Source organism: Butyricimonas faecalis, from assembly GCF_003991565.1.
Classification (GTDB): Bacteria; Bacteroidota; Bacteroidia; order Bacteroidales; family Marinifilaceae; genus Butyricimonas; species Butyricimonas faecalis.
The window spans coordinates 4,103,146-4,123,489 of the sequence record NZ_CP032819.1; the positions used below are offsets into that span (position 1 = coordinate 4,103,146).

A 20,344-nucleotide genomic window follows, 5' to 3' on the forward strand; every position below is an offset into this window, starting at 1 on the left:
TAAAAAAAAGGAGTGTATCCCGAGCCTAGAAAACACAGAATACTCACTCCTCTTGTTAATCAATTTTACAAATTAATCAACGATCAAAGTTATGAAAAAAACTTATGGCTGGAAAGTTTTACGCCTAAATTGTCGTTCGAAAGATTGACGGCGAACAAGATTCGAGAGAATACATGTAACTGTAACATAATGAAAAACCGGGTGTTGCGCTAACAACTCCCGGCTCGTCCTAGATGTTGGAAGCATCTAGTAAGGTTTAATTTTAAAACACAAATTTATGAAAAAAAGCAAGAAGTATTTTGTTTTTTGGGAGCGTTGTATCCGGGAAAAAGCAAAAATGCCGTGGAGGCACGTTTGCCTTACGTGTGTGATTTTGCTGATGTTGCCCTTTGTTGGCAAAGCCCAACAACAAAAGGTGACCGTTCGGGTGAATAAGGCGGACGTGCAGGAGGTTTTTCGACAGATTAAGGAGCAGACAGGTCTGAATTTTGTTTACGACAAGGAGCAGATGACTGCGTTCCCTCCCGTGACGCTGACGATGGAAGGGGGAACGGTGGATGCTGTTTTAAAGCGAGTGTTTGCGGGAAGCCTGTTTGAGTACACTTACGAGGGTTCCTCGGTTGTGGTAAGAAAACGGGTAACTGTTGCCCCAAAAACAGATGGTGTGGTTATTCGGGGTGTCGTGTCGGATCAAGACGGTAACACCCTTCCGGGTGTATCTGTTGTGTTGAAAGGGGCCACGTTAGGTACGGCTTCGGATGCTGACGGAAAATTTGCGCTAGCCTTGCCCTCGCTGGATGGTGTGGTACTGACCTTCACGTGTATCGGGATGAAGACACGGGAGATTGCGGTAAAGGATGCAAGGGCATTGAATGTCACCTTGGAGGAAGATTCCGAGACGATTCAAGAAGTGGTGGTGACCGGAATTTATACTCGTAATAAGGAAAGTTTTACCGGATCGTTTGCTACCTATTCGAAGGAAGATTTGAAAATGATCGGAAGTCAGAATGTTATCCAGAGTTTGAAAAGTTTGGATCCTTCCATGTTGGTGTTGGAGAGTAAGCAATGGGGATCGGATCCGAACCGGATGCCGGACATTGAAATCCGGGGAAAGACGAGTGTGGTAGGCTTGAAGACGGAATTTGATAACGACCCGAATCAGCCTTTGTTTATCTTGGACGGTATTGAAACGACACTGGAAACGATTGTTAATTTGAACATGGACCGGGTGGCTAGCGTGACGATATTGAAAGATGCTGCTTCCACTGCTATTTACGGCTCCAAAGCAGCCAATGGGGTGATTGTAGTCGAAACGGTCCAGCCCGAAGCGGGAAAGTTACGCCTTTCTTATAGCGGTAATTACGGGATTCAATTTGCAGATCTTTCTGCCTATAATTTGATGAATGCTTCCGAGAAGTTGGAGTTTGAACGCCTGACCGGGCTTTACGAGGATTTGGAGAGTTACTCGAATGTAGTTAATATTGAAAGATATAACCGGCGGCTGGCAGAGGTAAAGCGGGGTGTCGATACTTACTGGATGAATGAACCGCTCCGTACGGTATTCAAGCATAGTCACAACGTTTATATTGACGGTGGCGACGATGCCATGCGTTATGGGTTGGGATTCGGTTACAATAATTCTGATGGTGTGATGCAAGGGTCTGACAGGAATATCATCAGTGCCAACGTTGATTTAACTTATCGGCGAGATAAATTATTGTTTGCCAATAAATTTAGTATGGATGTGACTCATACGGAGCGGGAACCCGTGGCTTTTTCCGAATTTTCAAAAGCTAACCCGTATTATCGGAAAAAATTGGAGAACGGCTATGTCCCCATGTGGTTGGAGGATACCGGGACGGAACAAAATACGGGAACGTTAAAAAATCCGTTGTATGCGTGGGGAATAAAAAATACGAATATCGGTAATTCGATCGCCTTGCGTGATAACTTCTCGATCGAGTGGAGGATGTATCCTTTTTTAAGGGTGAAGGCAAGGGTCGGGCTAACCAAGAACGTGAGCCGGGATGAGCAGTTTAAATCCCCCAAACATCCTGATTTTCTGGAAACGGAAAAGTTGAAACAGGGGTCATTTTCGGCTTCGACCACGGAGGCATTCTCGTATAACGGGGATTTGAATATTGCTTTCGGTAAGTTATTCGTGGAAAAACATCAAGTGAATGTGGTGGGAGGATGGTCTTTTAGCGAGAATAAAAGTAAGCGGGACGGTTACAGTGTTGTCGGTTTCAACGATGACCTGCATATGAATCCGGCTTTTTCCACGGGTTTTAAAGATGGACAGAAGCCTAATTATTCCTTGGAGCGCAGTCGTGCAACCAGTTTCTTCATGAATGTCAACTATTCTTTTATGAATCGCTACCTGATGGATTTCAACATGCGTTCGGACGGTACGTCTAAATTCGGGGCAAATAAACGATTCTCGACCACTTGGTCCGTGGGGTTGGCTTGGAATCTTCATAACGAGGAATTTATGAAGTCTTTGGGGCTTTTTTCGAATTTCAAAATCAGGGCATCCGTGGGGAATCCCGGGAATCAGAATTTTGACGCTTACCAGGCGATGAAAATTTACAAGTATAATGTGGAGCTGCAAAATATGTTCGGCTCCAGTGCGATTATAGACCAGTTCGGTAACAAGGATTTGGATTGGCAACGAACGTTGGATAAGAATATCGGGGTGGATATATCCATGTGGCGGAATCGGATCCGGGTGACATTGGATTATTATTACAAGGATACCGATCCTCTTTTGATCAGTGTTCCGATGCCTCCGTCCGTGGGCGTGGGTTCCATTAATGCAAATGCCGGGCGGCAGCTTTCCTGGGGATGGAACGGGAGTATTTTCGGAACAGTGATCCAGAAAAAGAATCTGAGTTGGTCGCTGAATGCGAATTTTAGAACGTCCAAGTCCGAGTATCGGGATATTGGTGATAAATTGAACGAGTTTAATGAATTGGGAAGTGCACAGAATTTAGTTCGTTACTATGAAGGGGCCAGTCCTGATGATATGTGGGCTGTGCCTTCGTTGGGAATTGATCCGGCAACCGGGGCGGAAATGTTCAGAAAAAAAGATGGATCCCAAACCTTTATCTATTCGACAGCCGACGAGGTAGTTGTGGGGTGTTCCCGTCCTGACGTGGAGGGAGTTATTGGCTCTTCTTTCTATTACAAAGGTTTTTCTGCTTCGGTAAATTTCCGGTATCGTTTAGGAGGAGAGGTGATGGCTTCGGCATTGTACTCGAAAGTGGAAAATCTATCGAAAGAGCAGATTTATTATAACCAGGATAAGCGGGCGTTGTATGATCGTTGGCAAAAACCGGGAGATAAGGCAAAGTTCAAGTCGATAAAGGATAATTCCGCTACACCGATGTCTTCCCGTTTCGTGAGGACGGAAAACACGTTTTCCGGTGAATCCATCTACATTGGATACGAATATTCCGGTGCGTGGATAAAGAAAATCGGGGCAGAAGGAGTTACTTTCAGGGCATATATGAATGATATTTTCCGGGTGTCTTCTTTCAAGGAAGAACGGGGAACGGATTATCCTTTTGCCCGTACGGTTTCATTTTCATTGAGTTTACGATTCTAAAAGACGAAATTATGAAATTTGCGAGTAAATTATTTAATAAGTTGAAATACATCACGATGATCGTGCTGGTTTCTACCGTGGTGTCTTGTGATAGTTGGTTGGATTTGGGATCGGAGGACCGGATTATGGAAAATACGCTTTTCTCTTCTCAAACCGGATTTATGACCGCGTTGAATGGGGTGTATATTGAATTGCTGAATGCCAACTTGTATGGAGGCACGTTGTCTTACAAGACGTTTGATGTTCTTGCGCAATACTATGATTGTGATAAAGATGAGCAGGCGTGGCAAAGGTTATCTACTTTTGACCCAACAACTAAAAAAGGACAAGTGTCCGGGTTGTGGTCGAAGGTGTATACGTTGCTTGTCAACGTGAACACGATTATAGAGGCGTGTGACGAGAGAAAAGATGTGCTGAATAGTGAATATTATCATGTCATCAAAGGGGAAGCTTTGGCGTTGCGGGGATTGTTGCATTTTGAGGTATTCAAGGTGTTTGGACCGATCTATTCCGTTGATCCGGAAACGGAGTGTATTCCTTATTCGGAATCTTCTGATTTGAGAGTACGACCTTTACTGAAAGCATCGGAAGTGGCGAGATTGATTATGGATGATTTCAAGGCGGCAGAGGAGTTGTTGAAGGATTATGATCCGGTAATTAAAAAAGGAGCGCTTTGGGGGGATGAAGGTCCGGGATTACCCAATGATATGGTGTATCGTTCCCTGCGCTTGAATTATTACGCGGTAAAGGCGTATATTGCCCGGCTGGCGTTGTACACGGGAGATAAGGAAACAGCGTTGACGTATGCCCGACAAGTGATCAAAGAAACGCAGGAGGATAATAGCTGGTTTCCTTTTGTGACCCGTGCGGCGGCTACGACTCTTTCGAAATGGGACCGGGTGTATAAAACGGAAATCTTGTTCGGGTTGTATAATTTGAAGCGGTCAGACGTGTATGAATCCACTTTTTCCAACAAATTGGGAGAGAAGGTGATTCTACGCCCGACGGATGCTAATATCGAGAGTTTGTACGAGGAGGACACGCGGGTGAATGATTGGCGTTACACGGAACAATGGATGACGTTGAAAGACCCGGACGGGAATGAAAAGAAACATTTCGTGAAGTATATGACCGTGGATGATACAGAAGGGCCTGATGACAATAAAGTTAGCCAAGGGTACACGTATCTCATGCCTGTCATGCGGATTTCCGAGATGCATCTGATCGTGGCGGAATGTTCCAATGATGAGGAGGAAGCGTTTGACCATCTGAATCGATTACGGGCGGCACGGGGAGTTGCCAAGGCGAACCAAGCACTTGGGTTGATGAATCTGGTAGAGGCCGAATTCCGGAGGGAGTTTATTGGAGAGGGACAATTGTTCTGGTTTTACAAACGGCAGAATAGGACGCAAATACCTTCAAGTAAAGACTTCAATAACATGATCGAGATGGAGCAAAGTTTTTATTTGTTTGATTTGCCTCAAGGCGAGAAAGATAAACGGAGTATGGAATGATGAATTAAACGGATGAGATTATGAAACAAAGATATATAGCAATATTTGTTATGGGTCTGGCAATGTGGTTGTGCGCTTGTGAGACAGAGATGATGGGCTACGAAGGGGAGAGCGGTATTTATTTTATGATGCAGAAGGCTCCGGCTTCCGGGTATGGCGATTTGGAGCAGTATGAATACGTGGATACCACGTTGATTCCTTTTGCGATGTTCACGGCCAAGGATACCGTGTTACCAATCCGGGTGAGGATTATCGGGGATGTGGCAGATCACGACCGTTATTTCACCATTCGGGTGGTAGATACTCTCACGACGGCAAAGGTGGGAGAAGATTACGAACCGTTTGAGAATAGCCAAGTGGTAGAAGCCGGGGAGAGACAGACGGAAATCCCTTGCCGGATCGTGTGGACTGAAAAATTAATGCAAAATCCTGATACAGTGATTTATTTGACGGTACGACTGGAGGAGAGTGCGGACTTTAAGTTACCGTTGAAGAGATGGATTCCTTTCGGAAGCATATACGGTTCAAAAGATAAAGTAGTTAACCCTATTGTTCACGTGATCGGGATAAATGACCAAGTGGTTGTTCCCAAGCAATGGACCGTGAATTATTGGGGAGCTTTTTCTCCCACGAAGTTTAAGCTGGTATGCGAAGTACTTGGTTTATCGATGCAGGATTTTGAAGATAACAAGGTTATGACCTCGAATAGGGCGAAAGCGTTAGCCCAGAATTTTGATCGGTATCTGAAAGAGGAAAAGGCGGCAGGGCGTACGGTGATGGATAAGGATGCTGCTGGTAACGAGTTTGAGATGACGATGGGGCCTCTGATATGATTTATTTTTAAATGAAATGTTATGAGAATGATATATAAGATTTGGCTGATAGGATTATTGGGGATTTTCCTTTTTGAAAGTTGCTATGATGACAAGGGGAATTACTCCTATCGCGCGATTAACGAGATAACCGTGAAACATGACTTTTTTGGAGACACGACGATACGTATGTATTCTTTCGTGGATACCTTACGGGTTTTTCCTGAAATTTCGACATCCGTTAACAATGACCCCGATAATTATGAGTATGAATGGATGGCCGTGGGTGGCGATCAGACTATCGGTGGACAGTATCTGTTGGGAAAAGAAAAGGATTTGGTTTATCCGATTACGTTACCTTCTCAAAGGTATAGAGTCTATTTCAAAATTAAGGATAAGTCCACTGGATTGACTACGATTTCAAGTTTAAGTTTGCAGTTGTCAACCTTGTTTTCGCAGGGGTGGCTCGTGTTGGGAGAAGGAGATAACGGGTTGGCCCAACTTGATATGATATCAACGGGAGGAGAGGATACGACCTTGTTGAAAAATATTTTGCAAGAGGTTGATATTCAAGAATGGGGCAAGCCGACTTATATTTTTGTCCCGCCGTATCGCCCTGTTGCCGCATTGAATTATATTCACGTCGGGACGGATAAAGGTACTTACAGGCTTAGTACTTCAACCTTGTTGCCTATCGAAGGCGCACATTTGAAATGGTCTTTTTATGATATGTCGGCTGCCGGAGAGTGTGTGATGACTGAAGCGGCACAGATTATGGGATTTTATAGGGCCGCTATTGTGGATGGTAATTTGTATTATACGGAATTGTCTGGACAACAGTCTTGTTTCTTCGGATCCCCGAGTAATCATTACAAGGGGGATTATGATCTATTCCCCGTGGGCGATAAAATTGGGTATAGCGTGAAAGAGCGGGGACAAGCTATTGTGTTATATAACGAAAGAGACAGACGTTTCGTGTATCAGCAGAGCGGTTATGGGACCCCCATAGGTTATTGTGCGAATATATCTGATCGGGTAGGAGATCCTTTCTCTTGGGAACCGGGACTCGAGTATGTGACAACGCTCAATTGTCATAAAGGTTCGGGATCGACTTACACGATACTGAAAGATGGAAGTGATTTTTATTTGTATAGTTATAGAATTTCCAATAATTACGGTATTATAAAGCAGTTGGTGGTAAAAATGGATAACGTGATTGATTTGGATAAGGCTGAGTTTTTCGGGGCAAGCAATATGTTATCTGTGATTTATTATACCGTGGGCAATAAATTGTATGGCTATGATTTTGCGAGGAAGAAGTGTGAACTGTTGAAGACATTTGATGGTTACGAGATTACCTTGTTTTCATCGGATATCTTGGTGCAGACTTCGAGTGATTATTTTTATATAGCTCTTTATGACCCGTCGAAACCGACCTCTACAGGAGGAATGATTATGAAATATAAAGTGGTGGATGATGTGGATCATATTATCATTGAGGAAGAGAAAGGAAGTGAATGGAAGAATTTGTGCAAGGTAAAGAGTATCGCTTTTAAAACGAGATGATGCAAATAATAGGGAGGCTTCGGAGCTGTGCATCCGAGGCCCCCTTATTTGTATCTTAAGTATTTCTTTTTCTTGAGGAATCCGTTTCTTTAGGTTAATAAAAGAGCTAAAAGCCATTGTACGTTACGAAGTCGTTTACGTAAAACTTGATAAGCCTTTAGTTTCGTGGATTTGACAGTATTCACGGTTATATTTAGTTTTTGGGCAATTTCGATATTTGAATCCCCGTTCATTGTCATGATTACAATTTTTTGTGCTTGTCGGGATAGATGTCCGATGGCATTGTGAATTAAAGCATCGACTTCTTCTTCAAGGATATATTCTTGCTCTTCTTCGGGTGACACGAAAGTTTGTACATAAATTTCGTGTTTTTGTTTTATGCGTTCATGTTTCAAGTGATCCAGACAGGCGTTACGGACACAGGTGTACAAGTAACTTTTTATTTCAGAGAGTGTCGCAAACATCAGACGTTTTTCCCACATTTGAAGAAAAACATCTTGTACAATATCTTCGGCAATGTCGTTATCTTTTACAAAACGTGAAGCAAATGACCTGATAGGAAGATAAAATTGTTTAAATATCTTCTTGAATATACTCTCTTCACCGAAATGAAGTTTTGCTATAAAATTTTCATCAGACAAAATAAATCTTGTTACAAATATCATTCTCTAATTAGAATCAAAGGTATTGCTTTCGCCCCGAAAAGCAAGTTAGCCTTATGTGTAAACTTTAAATTTAACTTTTTTTAAATAATACTGATAGAAAAGTTGGTCGTTTTATATGTAAACAATTGATAATAGAATTGAAGTAAATGGGCGTAGAAAAATTAATCTTTAAATATCTTCAAGGAAAACTTTCTCGTGAGGAACAGAAAGAGTTGGATGAGTGGTTGAAAGATGAGAAAAATAAAAAAACTTTTTCTCGTTTGGTAGATAAACATCGCATCATGATGAAAATGGAGAGGATGGAGGAATATGATTGGCAGAAAAGTTGGAAACAAGTCGAATATAAACTGCATGGGAAGAGAAAAATATATAGGGGATATTGGATGGTTGCAGCTTCTCTATTGGGGATTGTGATCTTTGCGATGTGGAAGTTTACAAAAGAAGAGGAAAATACTTCTTCGATGTTTGTAATGCAAAGCATTGAGCCGGGGAGAGTAAATGCGGAACTTGTTCTATCGGATGGTCGAGTGATGACGTTAAATAAAGATAGTACTAATTTGTTCGTGTCTGAAAATGGAAATTTATTAGAGAATAGAGAGGGAGTATTATTTTCATCGACAGATTCGGGAAATATGCAAAAAGTAGATTATGGTGAAATAAGAACACCGAGAGGAGGGGAGTATCAAGTTGTGTTACCGGATGGAACAATCGTGTGGTTGAATTCAGAATCTAAATTGCGTTTCCCAACCATTTTTGAAGGAAAAGAACGTAAGGTGGTGGCTAGTGGCGAACTTTATTTTCAGGTGGCTCGGGATTCTTTATTGCCTTTTCGGGTAGAGATCGAGGGACTTTATGAGGTGGAAGTGCTGGGAACGGAATTTAATGTTCGTGCTTATCCTAGTTTACCTTCTGCGACAACGTTGGTAAAGGGAAGTGTTATGATTCGAGATGCTGATCAGAATATCCAATTGAAGCCGGGAGAGCAAGTGATAAAGGAACTTGATGGAAAAGGAATGATAAACGGGAGGTCGATGTAACTCCTTATATCGCTTGGAAACAAGGGTATTTCCTTTTTGAAAATGAACGATTGGAGATCATTTTGAATGAATTGGCTCGTTGGTATAATGTAAACGTATTCTTTGAAAACTCATCAGTACGCGATGAACGTTTTTCTGTGGATACGCGTAGGCATGAAAATTTTGAAGAGGTTCTCCGTTTGATAGAACAAACTAGGGCGGTGCAGATAGAAGTTAAAGGAAATAATGTTTTTGTGAAATAAAAAGTGTCAGACATGTAGCGGTGTCTGACACGGTGAGTGCCCAAAGGCACATTGTATAATTTAAACTAGACAAAGGTATGAAAAAAAAGAACGAGGAGGGCCTGTTTCGGCAGACCCGACAGAAAATTTTATTAATTATGAAATTGACAACCGCTTTTTTGTTGATGTCGTTTCTATCTGTTTCGGCAGAGACTATTGCACAAAGGACGACGATAAAAGTCTCGAATGCAAGTTTGAAATCTGTTTTCAAGGAGATCAAACAAAAAATGGGATATACTTTTATTTACAATGAGGGTGATGTGAATAAAGTTGGAAAAGTAACCTTGGATGTGACTTCTGACGATGTAAAGTATATTCTTGATAAATGTTTAAATAATACGTTACTTGGATATTATATTCAAGATGATGTGATCGTGATCCAGACTCGTGTAGAACAAATTATGAGAGAGGCGGAGAAAGAGTCTTTTCGAATAACGGGAATCGTGAAGGATAAAAAGGAAGAAGCCTTACCCGGGGTAACGATCTTAATAAAAGGAACGAGTATTGGAACGGCAACGGGTGCTGATGGTAAATTTTCAATGGAAGTGCCGAAAATGGATAGTGTTGTATTGGTCTTTTCTTTCGTGGGAATGAAAAATACGGTTGTCGTGTTGAAAGACTTAAAGAAAGATATGAAACCATTGACCGTGGTTATGGAAGAGGATAAAGAAGAGCTGTCTGAGATTGTTGTAACAGGAATGTTTAATCGAAGAAAAGAGGGTTTTACCGGATCGGCTCTTTCAGTAAAAGGGGATGATTTAAAGAAAATAAGTACGACAAACATAGCGAAAGCATTAGCAGCAATAGATCCTAGTTTTCGGATTATGGAGGATGTGTTGAATGGGTCTAATCCGAATCGTTTACCGGATTTGCGAATGCGAGGACAAGCCACGTTGCCCGGGGGAAGTAATGCCGGTGCTTCCGCGGAAATGGTGACTTTACAGGGAGAGTATGATACTTACCCTAATAAACCGTTGTTAATAATGGATGGTTTTGAGATCGACTTACAGACGATGGTTGATTTGGATCCGGACCGGGTTGAATCCATTACCTTGTTGAAGGATGCAGCTGCTACCGCGATATATGGTTCCCGGGCTGCGAATGGAGTCATTGTAATTGAATCCAAAACACCGAAAGAAGGACGTCTATGGGTTTCTTATGGTGGAAACCTTCGAATAGAAATACCTGATTTGTCAGACTACAATTTGATGAATGCGGAGGAAAAGTTGAGAGCAGAAGTGTTAGCCGGTATGTATAAAGGGAATAATGGCGTAGAAATACTTCAAAATTACCAAGATAAATTGAGAGAAGTAAAGCGTGGCGTGAACACGTATTGGTTGGATAAACCTTTACGAACTTCCGTGCAACAAAGACATACGGTAACTTTGGAGGGTGGTGATCGGGCATTGCGTTACCGGTTGTACGTGGGATACAATCATACCCCGGGAGTGATGAAAGGGAGTAAAAGAGATGTGATGACCGGAGCATTGGATTTGCAGTATCGTTTTAATAAAGTATTACTAAAAAATAGTATCACGGTCGATAATACCGTGGGGGACGAGTCTCCATGGGGGAGTTTTAGCGAGTACGCGAAATTGAATCCTTACTTGCGTCCTTACGGGGAAAACGGCGAAATATTGAAGCGTTTGGATAATTTTGTAATATTTACTTATACGGGAGGAAGAACGACCGATTATGCCAACCCGATGTACAATGCTACCTTGAACACGAAAAATAGAACAACCAACTTTAGTGTTAGAAACTTGTTTAGCGTGGAGTACAATCCCAACGAGGACATCCGGTTAATCGGTGCCTTTTCTCTTTCCAAGGGGAATGGTAAGACGGATGTTTTCAGACCTGCTCAACATACGGCTTTTGACAAAATAACAGATCCGACTAAAAGAGGTGATTTTAGGCGTACGCAGAGGGAAAACTTCCAATATTCATTAGATTTGACGGCAAGTTACAATAAACTACTGAATGAAGTACATTACTTGACGGCTAACGCTCGTATGTCAATTCAGGAGAGTAGAGATGAAAATTACGGAGCGTACGTAACAGGTTTCCCGAATGAAAATATGGATGAAATATTGTTTGGTAAACAATATAACGAGAAAATGTCCGGTTCGGAGAATACCTCTCGGTTGATAGGTTGGGCGGGAAGTTTCGGGTATTCTTACGCTTACAAATACTCTGTCGATTTTAACGTGCGGTTAGATGGTTCTTCTCAATTTGGAAAGGATAATCGGTTTGCACCTTTCTGGGCTGGCGGGATACGCTGGGATGTGAAAAAGGAAAATTTCATGTCTCGGGTTGATTTTATTTCAGAACTCGTGCTGAGAGGATCGTATGGAATTACCGGAACCCAAGGTTTTGCCCCGTATCAATCAAGGGAACTTTACAGTTATAATAATCTGCTTTACCCCTATTTGGCTTCTGATGGAACTGGCGTAGAGATTGTTGCGATGCCGAATGAGAAATTGAAATGGCAGCAGACAGGTACTTGGAACATTGCCTTGGAATTGGGCGTGTTGAAGGGGCGTATAACTGCTCGGGCAGAGTATTTCCGGAAGTTGACAAAGAATTCATTGACCCAAGTTACTTTAGCTCCTTCTTTAGGATTTAGTTCTTACCCGGAGAATTTGGGTTCTTTAGAAAATAAAGGAGTGGAATTGAACGTAGCCTTTATTCCTTATCAGGACACGAGAAATTCAGCTTACTGGACAATCTCCCTTAATGGTTCTCATAACAAAGATAAATTGAAAAAAATCTCAGAGGCATTACGCCACATGAATGAAGAAAATTATAATGAACAAGGGGATAGTCCGCTCCCGTATTATGAAGAAGGAGAGTCAATTAACCGGATCTGGGTGGTGAAATCCTTAGGAATAGATCCGATGACGGGCGAGGAGATATTGTTGAGAAGAAATGGAAAGATTACCGGAGAATATGATGTCGTAGATTTAGTGCCAGTAGGTACGACTGAACCGAAATGGCAGGGAAATATTAATTCTTCTTTTGCTTATAAGGGCTTTGGGATAGATGTAAGCATGGCTTATAAATTCGGAGGACAAGTGTATAATCAAACCTTGTTGGATAAGGTTGAAAATGCTGATTTGATGTATAATGCCGATAAACGGGTTTTAGACTTGAGATGGATGAATGTTGGCGATAAAGCAAAATTTAAGGGAATGAATACAGGTATTAACGGAGCCGGAACGAAAGCTACTTCCCGTTTTGTTATGGATGAAAACACGTTACAAATGACTTCGCTTTCATTGAGTTATCGTATGGATAAAACAAATACAAAATTCATTGAACGTTGGGGAGTAAGTTCTGTAAAATTTGCTTTTAATATGGAGGATTTATTCTATCTGTCGTCCGTGAAGCGGGAACGGGGAACTGATTATCCTTTTGCCCGTCAGTTTTCGTTTTCTCTAAATATTGCATTTTAATTAAACTTTTGAGATATGAAAAAGAGATTATATATATTATTACTAGGACTTGTGGCAGGGATCACCTCTTGTACCGATTGGTTGGATGTGCAACCTAAAACATCTATCCCGGTGGAAAAATTATTCGAGAGCGAAGCAGGATTTAAGGATGTCCTAACTGGATTTTATTTGAAGATGGGGCAGACCAACCTGTACGCAAAAAATTTAACCTATGGGTATCTTGATGCTATTTCCGGTAATTATGATGAGTTCCCGGGAGTAATGCGATGGCGAGAGATATATGATTACGATAATACGTGGTCGAGTGTGAAAGACGGAGTCTATACAAGTATGTACAATGTAATAGCAAACATCAATAATTTCTTGAAGTATATAGACAAGAATCGATCTGTTATCAAAACAGAGAAATACTATGAGTTGATGAAAGGAGAGGCTTTGGGATTACGCGCATTTTTGCATTTTGATTTGTTAAGATTGTATGGTCCCGTGTATAGTGTAACTCCGACGGGGAAAGCAATCCCGTATAGAACTAGTTTTGATCAAAAAGCAACTCCGGTTCTACCGGCAGAGAAGGTGATTGAGCATATCTTGACAGATTTGCATGAAGCAGATTCGCTATTGGAGATTTCAGATCCGAAGAATTTTGATTTACCGGAGTATTATAGCAAAGATTACAATGCTTTTGAAGATTCAAGACAGTTACGCATGAATACGTGTGCCGTAAAAGCCATGTTGGCCCGAGTATATTGTTATAAAGGGGATGCAGAAAGTAAGCGAAAAGCGCTAACGTACGCGTATGACGTTGTGGAGAGCAATTATTTTGCTCTTTATGAAGATAATTCTAATCCTGTTTTATTTGCTGAACATATTTTCGGTTTGAATGTTTATGAATTGGATAAATTATTGGAAGACGAAGGTAATTATAAAACACGAATTCCGGAAGGCCAACTTTCCGATGGCGTTTATATCATGCGTACGAAAGCTAATTTTGATGAACATTTTGAAACAGGAAGCCGGGGAACTTTTGATATCCGGGCAAATACATCCGCTTTTAAAAATGTTGCCGGGAATGGTAGTAAAGAATATAAACTTTGCCTGAAATACGATCAGTCTTCCTATACTTCTAATGCTTCAAAATATTACGGGAAAGATGTGTTGCCATTGATTCGATTACCCGAAATGTATTACATTATAGCAGAATGTGAGACTGATAAAAGTAAAAGTGCGGAGGCTTTAAATACCGTGATGTGGACCCGTGGGATTGCTTACGAGGACGGAGTTGTTGCAGACGATGATTATGATCGTTTGGACACAAGAGCGGGATACGATCCGACGCATACAAAGCGGGTCAATGAATTGATGAAAGAGTATCGGAAGGAGTTTTTCTCTGAAGGGCAATTGTTCTATTTTTATAAACGGCATAATTATAAAACTTTTCCTTATTGTGTAAAGGAGGATATGTCCGCTTCTTACCAATGGCCTTTACCGGATAACGAGAAAACTTTTGGTAATAACAATTAAAATTGATGAAGATGAAAAAATATAGATTTCTTTTGTTGTTATTGGTATCGTTTTTTTTGTATGTAGGATGTGAAGAAAATGATATTGATCTGTATAACGAAACTCCCCGCTTGAATTTTTACTATAGTAATATGGATGTTTATTTTGTAGACACCGATTACGTGAAAGGACACACGGAAAAAGAATGGATGTTAAGGGTAAATTTGCAGGGGGACCGTTTGCCGGAAGCGAGGAATTTTTGTCTGAAAGTTCAACCGAACGAGACCTATTCCCTAAAAGCAAATATATCTTTTGACGAGAAATATGTATTCCCGATGGATTCGATTTACCAGATTGTAACCATAAAAGTTCATCGGCCGGAGGCTTTGACCGTAACGTCGGCGTATCAGGCGGATATTTATTTCGATTTGGATAATCCCCTGCATCAGTTTGATCCAGGGAGAGAAGATCGGGAATATTTATCGATGAATGTTTATTACAGGATAAAACGTAATGACTGGAATGAATGGTACTGGGGGAAATACGCGGATTCCAAATATTTCTTTATGATGGATTATTTTGGAGCAACTCATGATGGCATTCCGACCACGCAGGAAGCTCAAAAAAATCTGTATGATGCTTACGAAGAATACAAAAAGAGTAATCCTCCTTTATTGGATGAAAATGGAGAAGAGATCGTATTTAAACAAGTAAACTGAAAAAATGAAGATTATGAAAGGGTTTGTAAAAATAAATAGTTTCCTTTTAGGTAGTTTGCTTTTATTATTGGGGTGTTATGATGATAAAGGTTCTTATAACTATCATGATATAAATGAGATAAATATAGAATTACCGGCCACGGTGAATGTTCGTTTGAGTAAAGAAGAGGCTGTTCCCGTGTCTATTGAACCGAAATTATCCCAGACATTGGAAAAGGAAGAATCTCATTTGAGCTATAGATGGGAAAAGGAAGTAAAAAAGAGTACCGGATTAAAAGAATGGGTGGAATGCGGACAGGAAAAAACGTGTCAATTGGTGTTTCAACCGACAGACGTGGAATCACAGACGATACGTTTGATCGTTACGGATCATAGAGAAGACGGTAGCGAGTGGTATAAGGTAACCACGGTGCGACCGATTGTGCCTTATAGTCGCAGTTGGTTTGTACTTCAATATACTGACGGGAAATGTGTTTTGGGGGCGGTAGATGGTGAAGGAAGTGGGGGCGTTGTCATTCCGGATGCCTACAAAATGGATATGAAACAGGATCTGCCTATAGGGGGAACCCCCAAGTATCTATTGACGGATTGGGCTTTTGGTTCACTAGAAGGATCATTCATCAATCCCCAACAACCGGTGATAATAATCGGGACGGATCAAGACGTACATTTAATGAACGCCGTTTCTTTCAACCAAATTTATACGTATCAGGCCATGCTCCACGTTAAAGTTGTGAATGGCGATAACAATTTTTCTCCGGATTGGCTGGTTACGAACACCTATCAACGTTTGGGAGAAGTTTTATCTGACAACGGGAAGTTGTACATGGCGAATGACGACGGTTTTTCTGTATATTATCCGCTTCAGTGGGAAAGTACTTCCGAAGAATCGTATAAGATCACAAAAATAGCCCCCATATTGGAATACGGTTTTATTTTCTATGATGAACAAAATCATCGTTTCCTGAGATGTAAAAAATATGATGAGATGATGGAAGGCTATCGAGATAATAAGATGTTTAGAAAATACGGTTATAACAATTATTTTTACCCCTCCAAGGTGGTGAAGAAAATCGGTAAGATAGGGGAGAACCCAAAAGCAGAAAATGTATTTAACCCGGATAATATTGGAGATGATAAAATCATGATAAATATGAATATGATCCGTTCGAATGTGTTGGCGACATTCTTCAGTACATCTGATCGTAAGATTCATGTTTATGATTTTAATGGAGAAGGATTTAATGGGGAAACGGCAATATGTGCCGGGAAATATACTTTTGATTTACCGGGAGGCATGAGTGTTGACGAGATGCGTGTCACGACGTGCTATGTTTTTGGTAAGACGTTATTTATTGCCGGAGGTAATAAAATTTATAAAGTAGATTTCAATCGTACGGTACCGAGAATGACGTTGCTTTATGAATATGAAAATGCTGCAGTAAAAATTACCGGGTTGAAATTCAAAAATGAACATTACGATTGGGGTTACTCGGCCGATCCGAATGATTGGGATTCTGAGTGGATATGGCTTGGAACTCCTTATCGCTTGGGTGTTTCCTTGGATTATGGTGGGAATGAAGGAGGAATTCTTGAATTGAAATTAACAACTACCGGAGAAGTCGAGCGCGATAGTGAGGTGTTGGAATACAAAGGGTTCGGTAAAATTGTTGATTTTGGATATAGCGTGAAACTTTAAGAAGGAAATTCCCTATTTATAAATCATTGTTTGACTATTCCAAAAGTTTAGATAACAAATAAAACTTTTGGAATAGTCCGGGTAAATATTGTATGTAATGAAAAAAATGATACTATATTGTTTCCTCGTGTGTTACATTTCACCTTTGAGAATATATGCACAGGGATACAGGATGGATTTGCCTAAATTAAATACCTTTTCGCCATATCAAGTTAATGAAAATGAACAAACCTTTGTGGCGAGTTGGAAATCGTTGGATACTTCTGTGGTTCGTTCTATTATTGTTTATGTCGGTTTAGAACGTGTTGTTGACAAGGGTGGGCGACAGAGCGTCTTGATCACAACGATAAAAGGGGATTCGACACTCGCTGAAAACGAATACAAACCTTTGGATATGAATGCTTATGTCCATGATTACATGACCGGGCAAGGATGGTATATGCTTATGGGACAAGTTTCTACGAAAGGACTTGTTTTGAGATCTGCTGTTTCTGATCCGGAGCTTTTAACCCCACTTATTCAATCTCCCATTTTTGATGCTTCGTACGATGGAGGTAAATTCACGATTAAATTTACGGCGACAGCATTTGCCGCTACCCCCGATGAAGAGGTTAAACTTGCCATACGTCACTGGGCTGATCGTAGAGGGATGGCCATGGAAGAAAAAGTGGTAAACCTTATAACGGATGGTCAGCCACATGAGTACGCGGTTGATTTTCTCCATGGAACAGACAACGAGTGTTTTAATATGCAAATGGTAAACACGGGAGCGACGGTTGTGTTTTCCGGAGATATTAAAGTCGAGCAACAGCTAAAAAAAGGAAATCGAATTTGGCACACGGTGGCTCTTACCCAGATGAATCGTCCGAAGGGAGCAGACTTTACAAAGGAGAATACACGTGGAATAAAGGTGGACACGATGAACGTTTATACATTCAGCGGGGCGAAACATGTTTTAGATTACAAGCGACACAGGGACAACGGGTGGCGTTTGTTTTATACCGCCATCCAGTTGATTGTTGCTGAAGATGGTGTCACCACCCGTGTTTCACCGTATTCTGATCCGGTCTATTTTGATGTGAATTGATTTTTGACAGAGAGCATTAACTGAATACGAGAATTTCGTTTAGATAGATTATATATGTGGAAGAGAGTTGGACTAATCTTGTTATTTATAGGAAGCGTGTGCTTTCATTTGACTGCACAGCAAGAGATTTATCACTTTTTTGATTCCCGTCAGTCGAAAGATTCATTGATCGTTATCCCCGGAATGTTTACTACATACTGCCAAGGAGAACAAATATATTGGGAAATTCCGGATTCTTTATGCGGACGCGATATGATTATTACGACGACGATTCTTGAGGCTGCAGCTTTGAAGGCAAGACGTGAAGAGAAACGTTACGGTTATTCCGGAGATCTCCTCGGGCCAATAATCATTTGCTTTCAAAAAGATGGAAACAACGTGTTGTTGCAAATTCCTTTATGTGACCGTATCGGGATGGATAAAGATAAAGGTGGCATACACCATGTCGCTTGTCAACGAGGAGATCTGATGCTTCATGAAACATTGCCAATTTTGGAGAGAACCTCTTCTTCCGTGTTGGTTAAGGTAACTAATTTGTTGATGAAAAGCCCTTTGTTCAATTTACATCCTTTTAATTTTGAGTTGACACTCGGCATGGAGGAGATGGAGAAAAGTCGAATAGAGGAGATAAAAGGATTTCCGGAGAATATTTTAATCCGGTCAAAAAGAAGTTTTTCTGTCGAAGATCGATCTTTGGGGGCAAATGGAACGTTTACGACAAGTTGGAAAATCGGGGTTTGTCTGGCTCTTTTGCCTCGTGAACCATTGGAAATGCGTCTGCGTAATCGGAATGTAGGATATTTTGGTTTGTCGAAAGTGGATTTTTCCCGCAATGCCTACACCCCTTCCCTGATTTCTGTTGTTAAGCGTTGGAGGTTAGAGCCTAAAGACCCGGAAGCTTATTTCAAGGGAGAATTGGTTGAGCCGATAAAACCGATTGTGTTCTATATCGACCGGAATACTCCTTCTCGTTGGGTTCCGTTTTTTATTGAGGCGGTGAATGCATGGCAGGAATCATTTGAACGGATTGGATTCAAGAATGCCATTCGGGGAGAGTTAGCCCCAACTCCTGAAGAGAATCCGGAATTTTCAGAAGATGATACTCGCTACTCGTTTATTTCTTGGAAAACCTCGTTTATTCAGAATGCTTACGGTCCGTCGACCGTAGATCCCCGCTCCGGGGAGATAATTACAAGCCATGTGGGAATATTCAGTAGTGTTTGGGATTTGGTACAGCAATGGTATTTTGCTCAATGTGGTATTGTCGATAGTCTTGCCCGACAAATCGAAGTGCCTGATGAATTACTGGGAGAATTGATAAAAATGGTGGTCACGCATGAAATTGGACACACGCTAGGATTGGAGCATAATTTTATCGGTAGTAGTCTTTATTCAATGGAACAACTTCGCGATAACGAATTTCTGGATAAACATGGGATGGGAACTTCTATCATGGATTACATGCGATTTAATTATGCGGCAAGAGGGGAAGATCGGGTGAGTTTGAGAAATAGGATTGCTCGGATTGGAACGTACGACCATTTTGCAATAGAGTGGGGATATCGTTATGCCCCGGAGGGTTGCGTTAAAAATTTGGATGAGTGGGTTGAAAAGGAACAACGAAACCCGGAGAAACGTTTCGTGGACATGATAGACGTAAGGGCCCAATCGGAGGATTTAGGAAATGATCATGTTGACTTTAATGGGCAGGGCATAGAAAACTTGAAGCGATTAATGGATATGCCTGACGTTTGGCAAGTGACAGACCAACAATCTTATCGGGTAGTAAAATCTCGTTTTATGGGAGTGTTGCATCAATATTCCACTTATATAGGTCACGTGCTTACGGATATAGGCGGAGTGATGAGAAGCGAGAACGACACGACAAGATTTTATGTACCTGTCAGTAAGAGTTACATGATAAAAGTCATGCAATTCCTTGATCAACACGTGTTAGTGCCTTTTGAATGGTTATATCGTGATTCTTTGGCAACAAGGGTGGATGTCGACGCGAGGAGGTTAGCGAAAGATTTGTACGAATCAACGATAACCAGATTAGTACAAAAAAGCATAAATATAGCATTAATTGAGGATAACGTGAATGAAGAGGTTTATTCATTGGACGAATATCTGGATGAATTGCATCATTTGATATTTCGGGAGTGGCGGGAAAACACAACGGTTTCGGCTTCCCGGTATATGATGCAATCCATTTACGTGAAAGCATTAAAAGCCTTGTTCGGCAAACCCGATTATATACCCTCGCGCGTACTTGTAAAGGGGATGAAAGAAGTTGAACGCATCGTAGAGGAAGGGAATACTTATATGACAGGTTTGAGTGATGTGGAAAGAAAAAAAGTTACATGGCTGTTGGAAAATTTAAAGTCATTATAAAATAATTG

The 20,344-nt window shown here is 41.1% G+C and carries 13 protein-coding genes; 12 read left to right on the plus strand and 1 reads right to left on the minus strand.

Going from position 1 to position 20,344, the window contains the following annotated elements; genetic code table 11:
* Positions 1 to 277 precede the first annotated feature (277 nt).
* From D8S85_RS17585 to D8S85_RS17600, 4 genes are read left to right on the plus strand one after another with little or no spacing between them, the layout of a single operon-like run.
* Positions 278 to 3,607 (plus strand): SusC/RagA family TonB-linked outer membrane protein, encoded by a 3,330-nt coding sequence (locus D8S85_RS17585; RefSeq protein ID WP_228423261.1) that lies wholly within the window; start codon positions 278 to 280, stop codon positions 3,605 to 3,607.
* A gap of 11 nt (positions 3,608 to 3,618) precedes the next feature.
* Positions 3,619 to 5,121, plus strand: a complete 1,503-nt coding sequence (locus tag D8S85_RS17590; protein WP_106481615.1) for a RagB/SusD family nutrient uptake outer membrane protein — start codon at positions 3,619 to 3,621, stop codon at positions 5,119 to 5,121.
* Positions 5,122 to 5,141: 20 nt separating this feature from the next.
* Positions 5,142 to 5,954 (plus strand): DUF4843 domain-containing protein, encoded by an 813-nt coding sequence (locus D8S85_RS17595; RefSeq protein WP_106481616.1) that lies wholly within the window; start codon positions 5,142 to 5,144, stop codon positions 5,952 to 5,954.
* A 21-nt stretch (positions 5,955 to 5,975) separates the two neighbouring features.
* Positions 5,976 to 7,499, plus strand: a complete 1,524-nt coding sequence (locus D8S85_RS17600) for a PKD-like family lipoprotein (protein ID WP_106481617.1) — start codon at positions 5,976 to 5,978, stop codon at positions 7,497 to 7,499.
* 89 nt (positions 7,500 to 7,588) lie between these two features.
* Here D8S85_RS17600 and D8S85_RS17605 read toward each other — a convergent pair whose 3' ends face one another.
* Positions 7,589 to 8,164 carry an RNA polymerase sigma-70 factor gene (locus tag D8S85_RS17605; RefSeq protein WP_106481618.1) on the minus strand — a complete coding sequence of 192 codons (576 nt, stop codon included), beginning with the start codon at positions 8,162 to 8,164 and terminating at the stop codon, positions 7,589 to 7,591.
* 146 nt (positions 8,165 to 8,310) lie between these two features.
* Here D8S85_RS17605 and D8S85_RS17610 point away from each other — a divergent pair, with 146 nt between their 5' ends.
* From D8S85_RS17610 to D8S85_RS17645, 8 genes are all read left to right on the plus strand, one after another.
* On the plus strand, positions 8,311 to 9,201 hold the full coding sequence (locus D8S85_RS17610; protein WP_127075447.1) for a FecR family protein: 891 nt from the start codon (positions 8,311 to 8,313) through the stop codon (positions 9,199 to 9,201).
* 8 nt (positions 9,202 to 9,209) lie between these two features.
* Positions 9,210 to 9,443, plus strand: a complete 234-nt coding sequence (locus D8S85_RS22305; protein WP_127075780.1) for a FecR domain-containing protein — start codon at positions 9,210 to 9,212, stop codon at positions 9,441 to 9,443.
* Between the two features lie 164 nt (positions 9,444 to 9,607).
* On the plus strand, positions 9,608 to 12,937 hold the full coding sequence (locus D8S85_RS17620; protein WP_394345048.1) for a SusC/RagA family TonB-linked outer membrane protein: 3,330 nt from the start codon (positions 9,608 to 9,610) through the stop codon (positions 12,935 to 12,937).
* A gap of 15 nt (positions 12,938 to 12,952) precedes the next feature.
* Positions 12,953 to 14,458, plus strand: coding sequence for a RagB/SusD family nutrient uptake outer membrane protein (locus tag D8S85_RS17625; protein ID WP_106481621.1), 1,506 nt, complete (start codon positions 12,953 to 12,955; stop codon positions 14,456 to 14,458).
* Between the two features lie 11 nt (positions 14,459 to 14,469).
* A complete protein-coding gene (locus D8S85_RS17630) occupies positions 14,470 to 15,156 on the plus strand; it encodes a DUF4843 domain-containing protein (RefSeq protein ID WP_158641626.1) in 687 nt (228 codons plus the stop codon).
* A 13-nt stretch (positions 15,157 to 15,169) separates the two neighbouring features.
* On the plus strand, positions 15,170 to 16,855 hold the full coding sequence (locus D8S85_RS17635; RefSeq protein WP_172726537.1) for a PKD-like family lipoprotein: 1,686 nt from the start codon (positions 15,170 to 15,172) through the stop codon (positions 16,853 to 16,855).
* A gap of 97 nt (positions 16,856 to 16,952) precedes the next feature.
* Entirely contained in the window at positions 16,953 to 17,942 is a 990-nt protein-coding gene (locus D8S85_RS17640; RefSeq protein WP_106481624.1) for a hypothetical protein, read from the plus strand.
* Between the two features lie 54 nt (positions 17,943 to 17,996).
* Positions 17,997 to 20,336 carry a zinc-dependent metalloprotease gene (locus D8S85_RS17645; protein ID WP_106481625.1) on the plus strand — a complete coding sequence of 780 codons (2,340 nt, stop codon included), beginning with the start codon at positions 17,997 to 17,999 and terminating at the stop codon, positions 20,334 to 20,336.
* Positions 20,337 to 20,344: the final 8 nt, after the last annotated feature.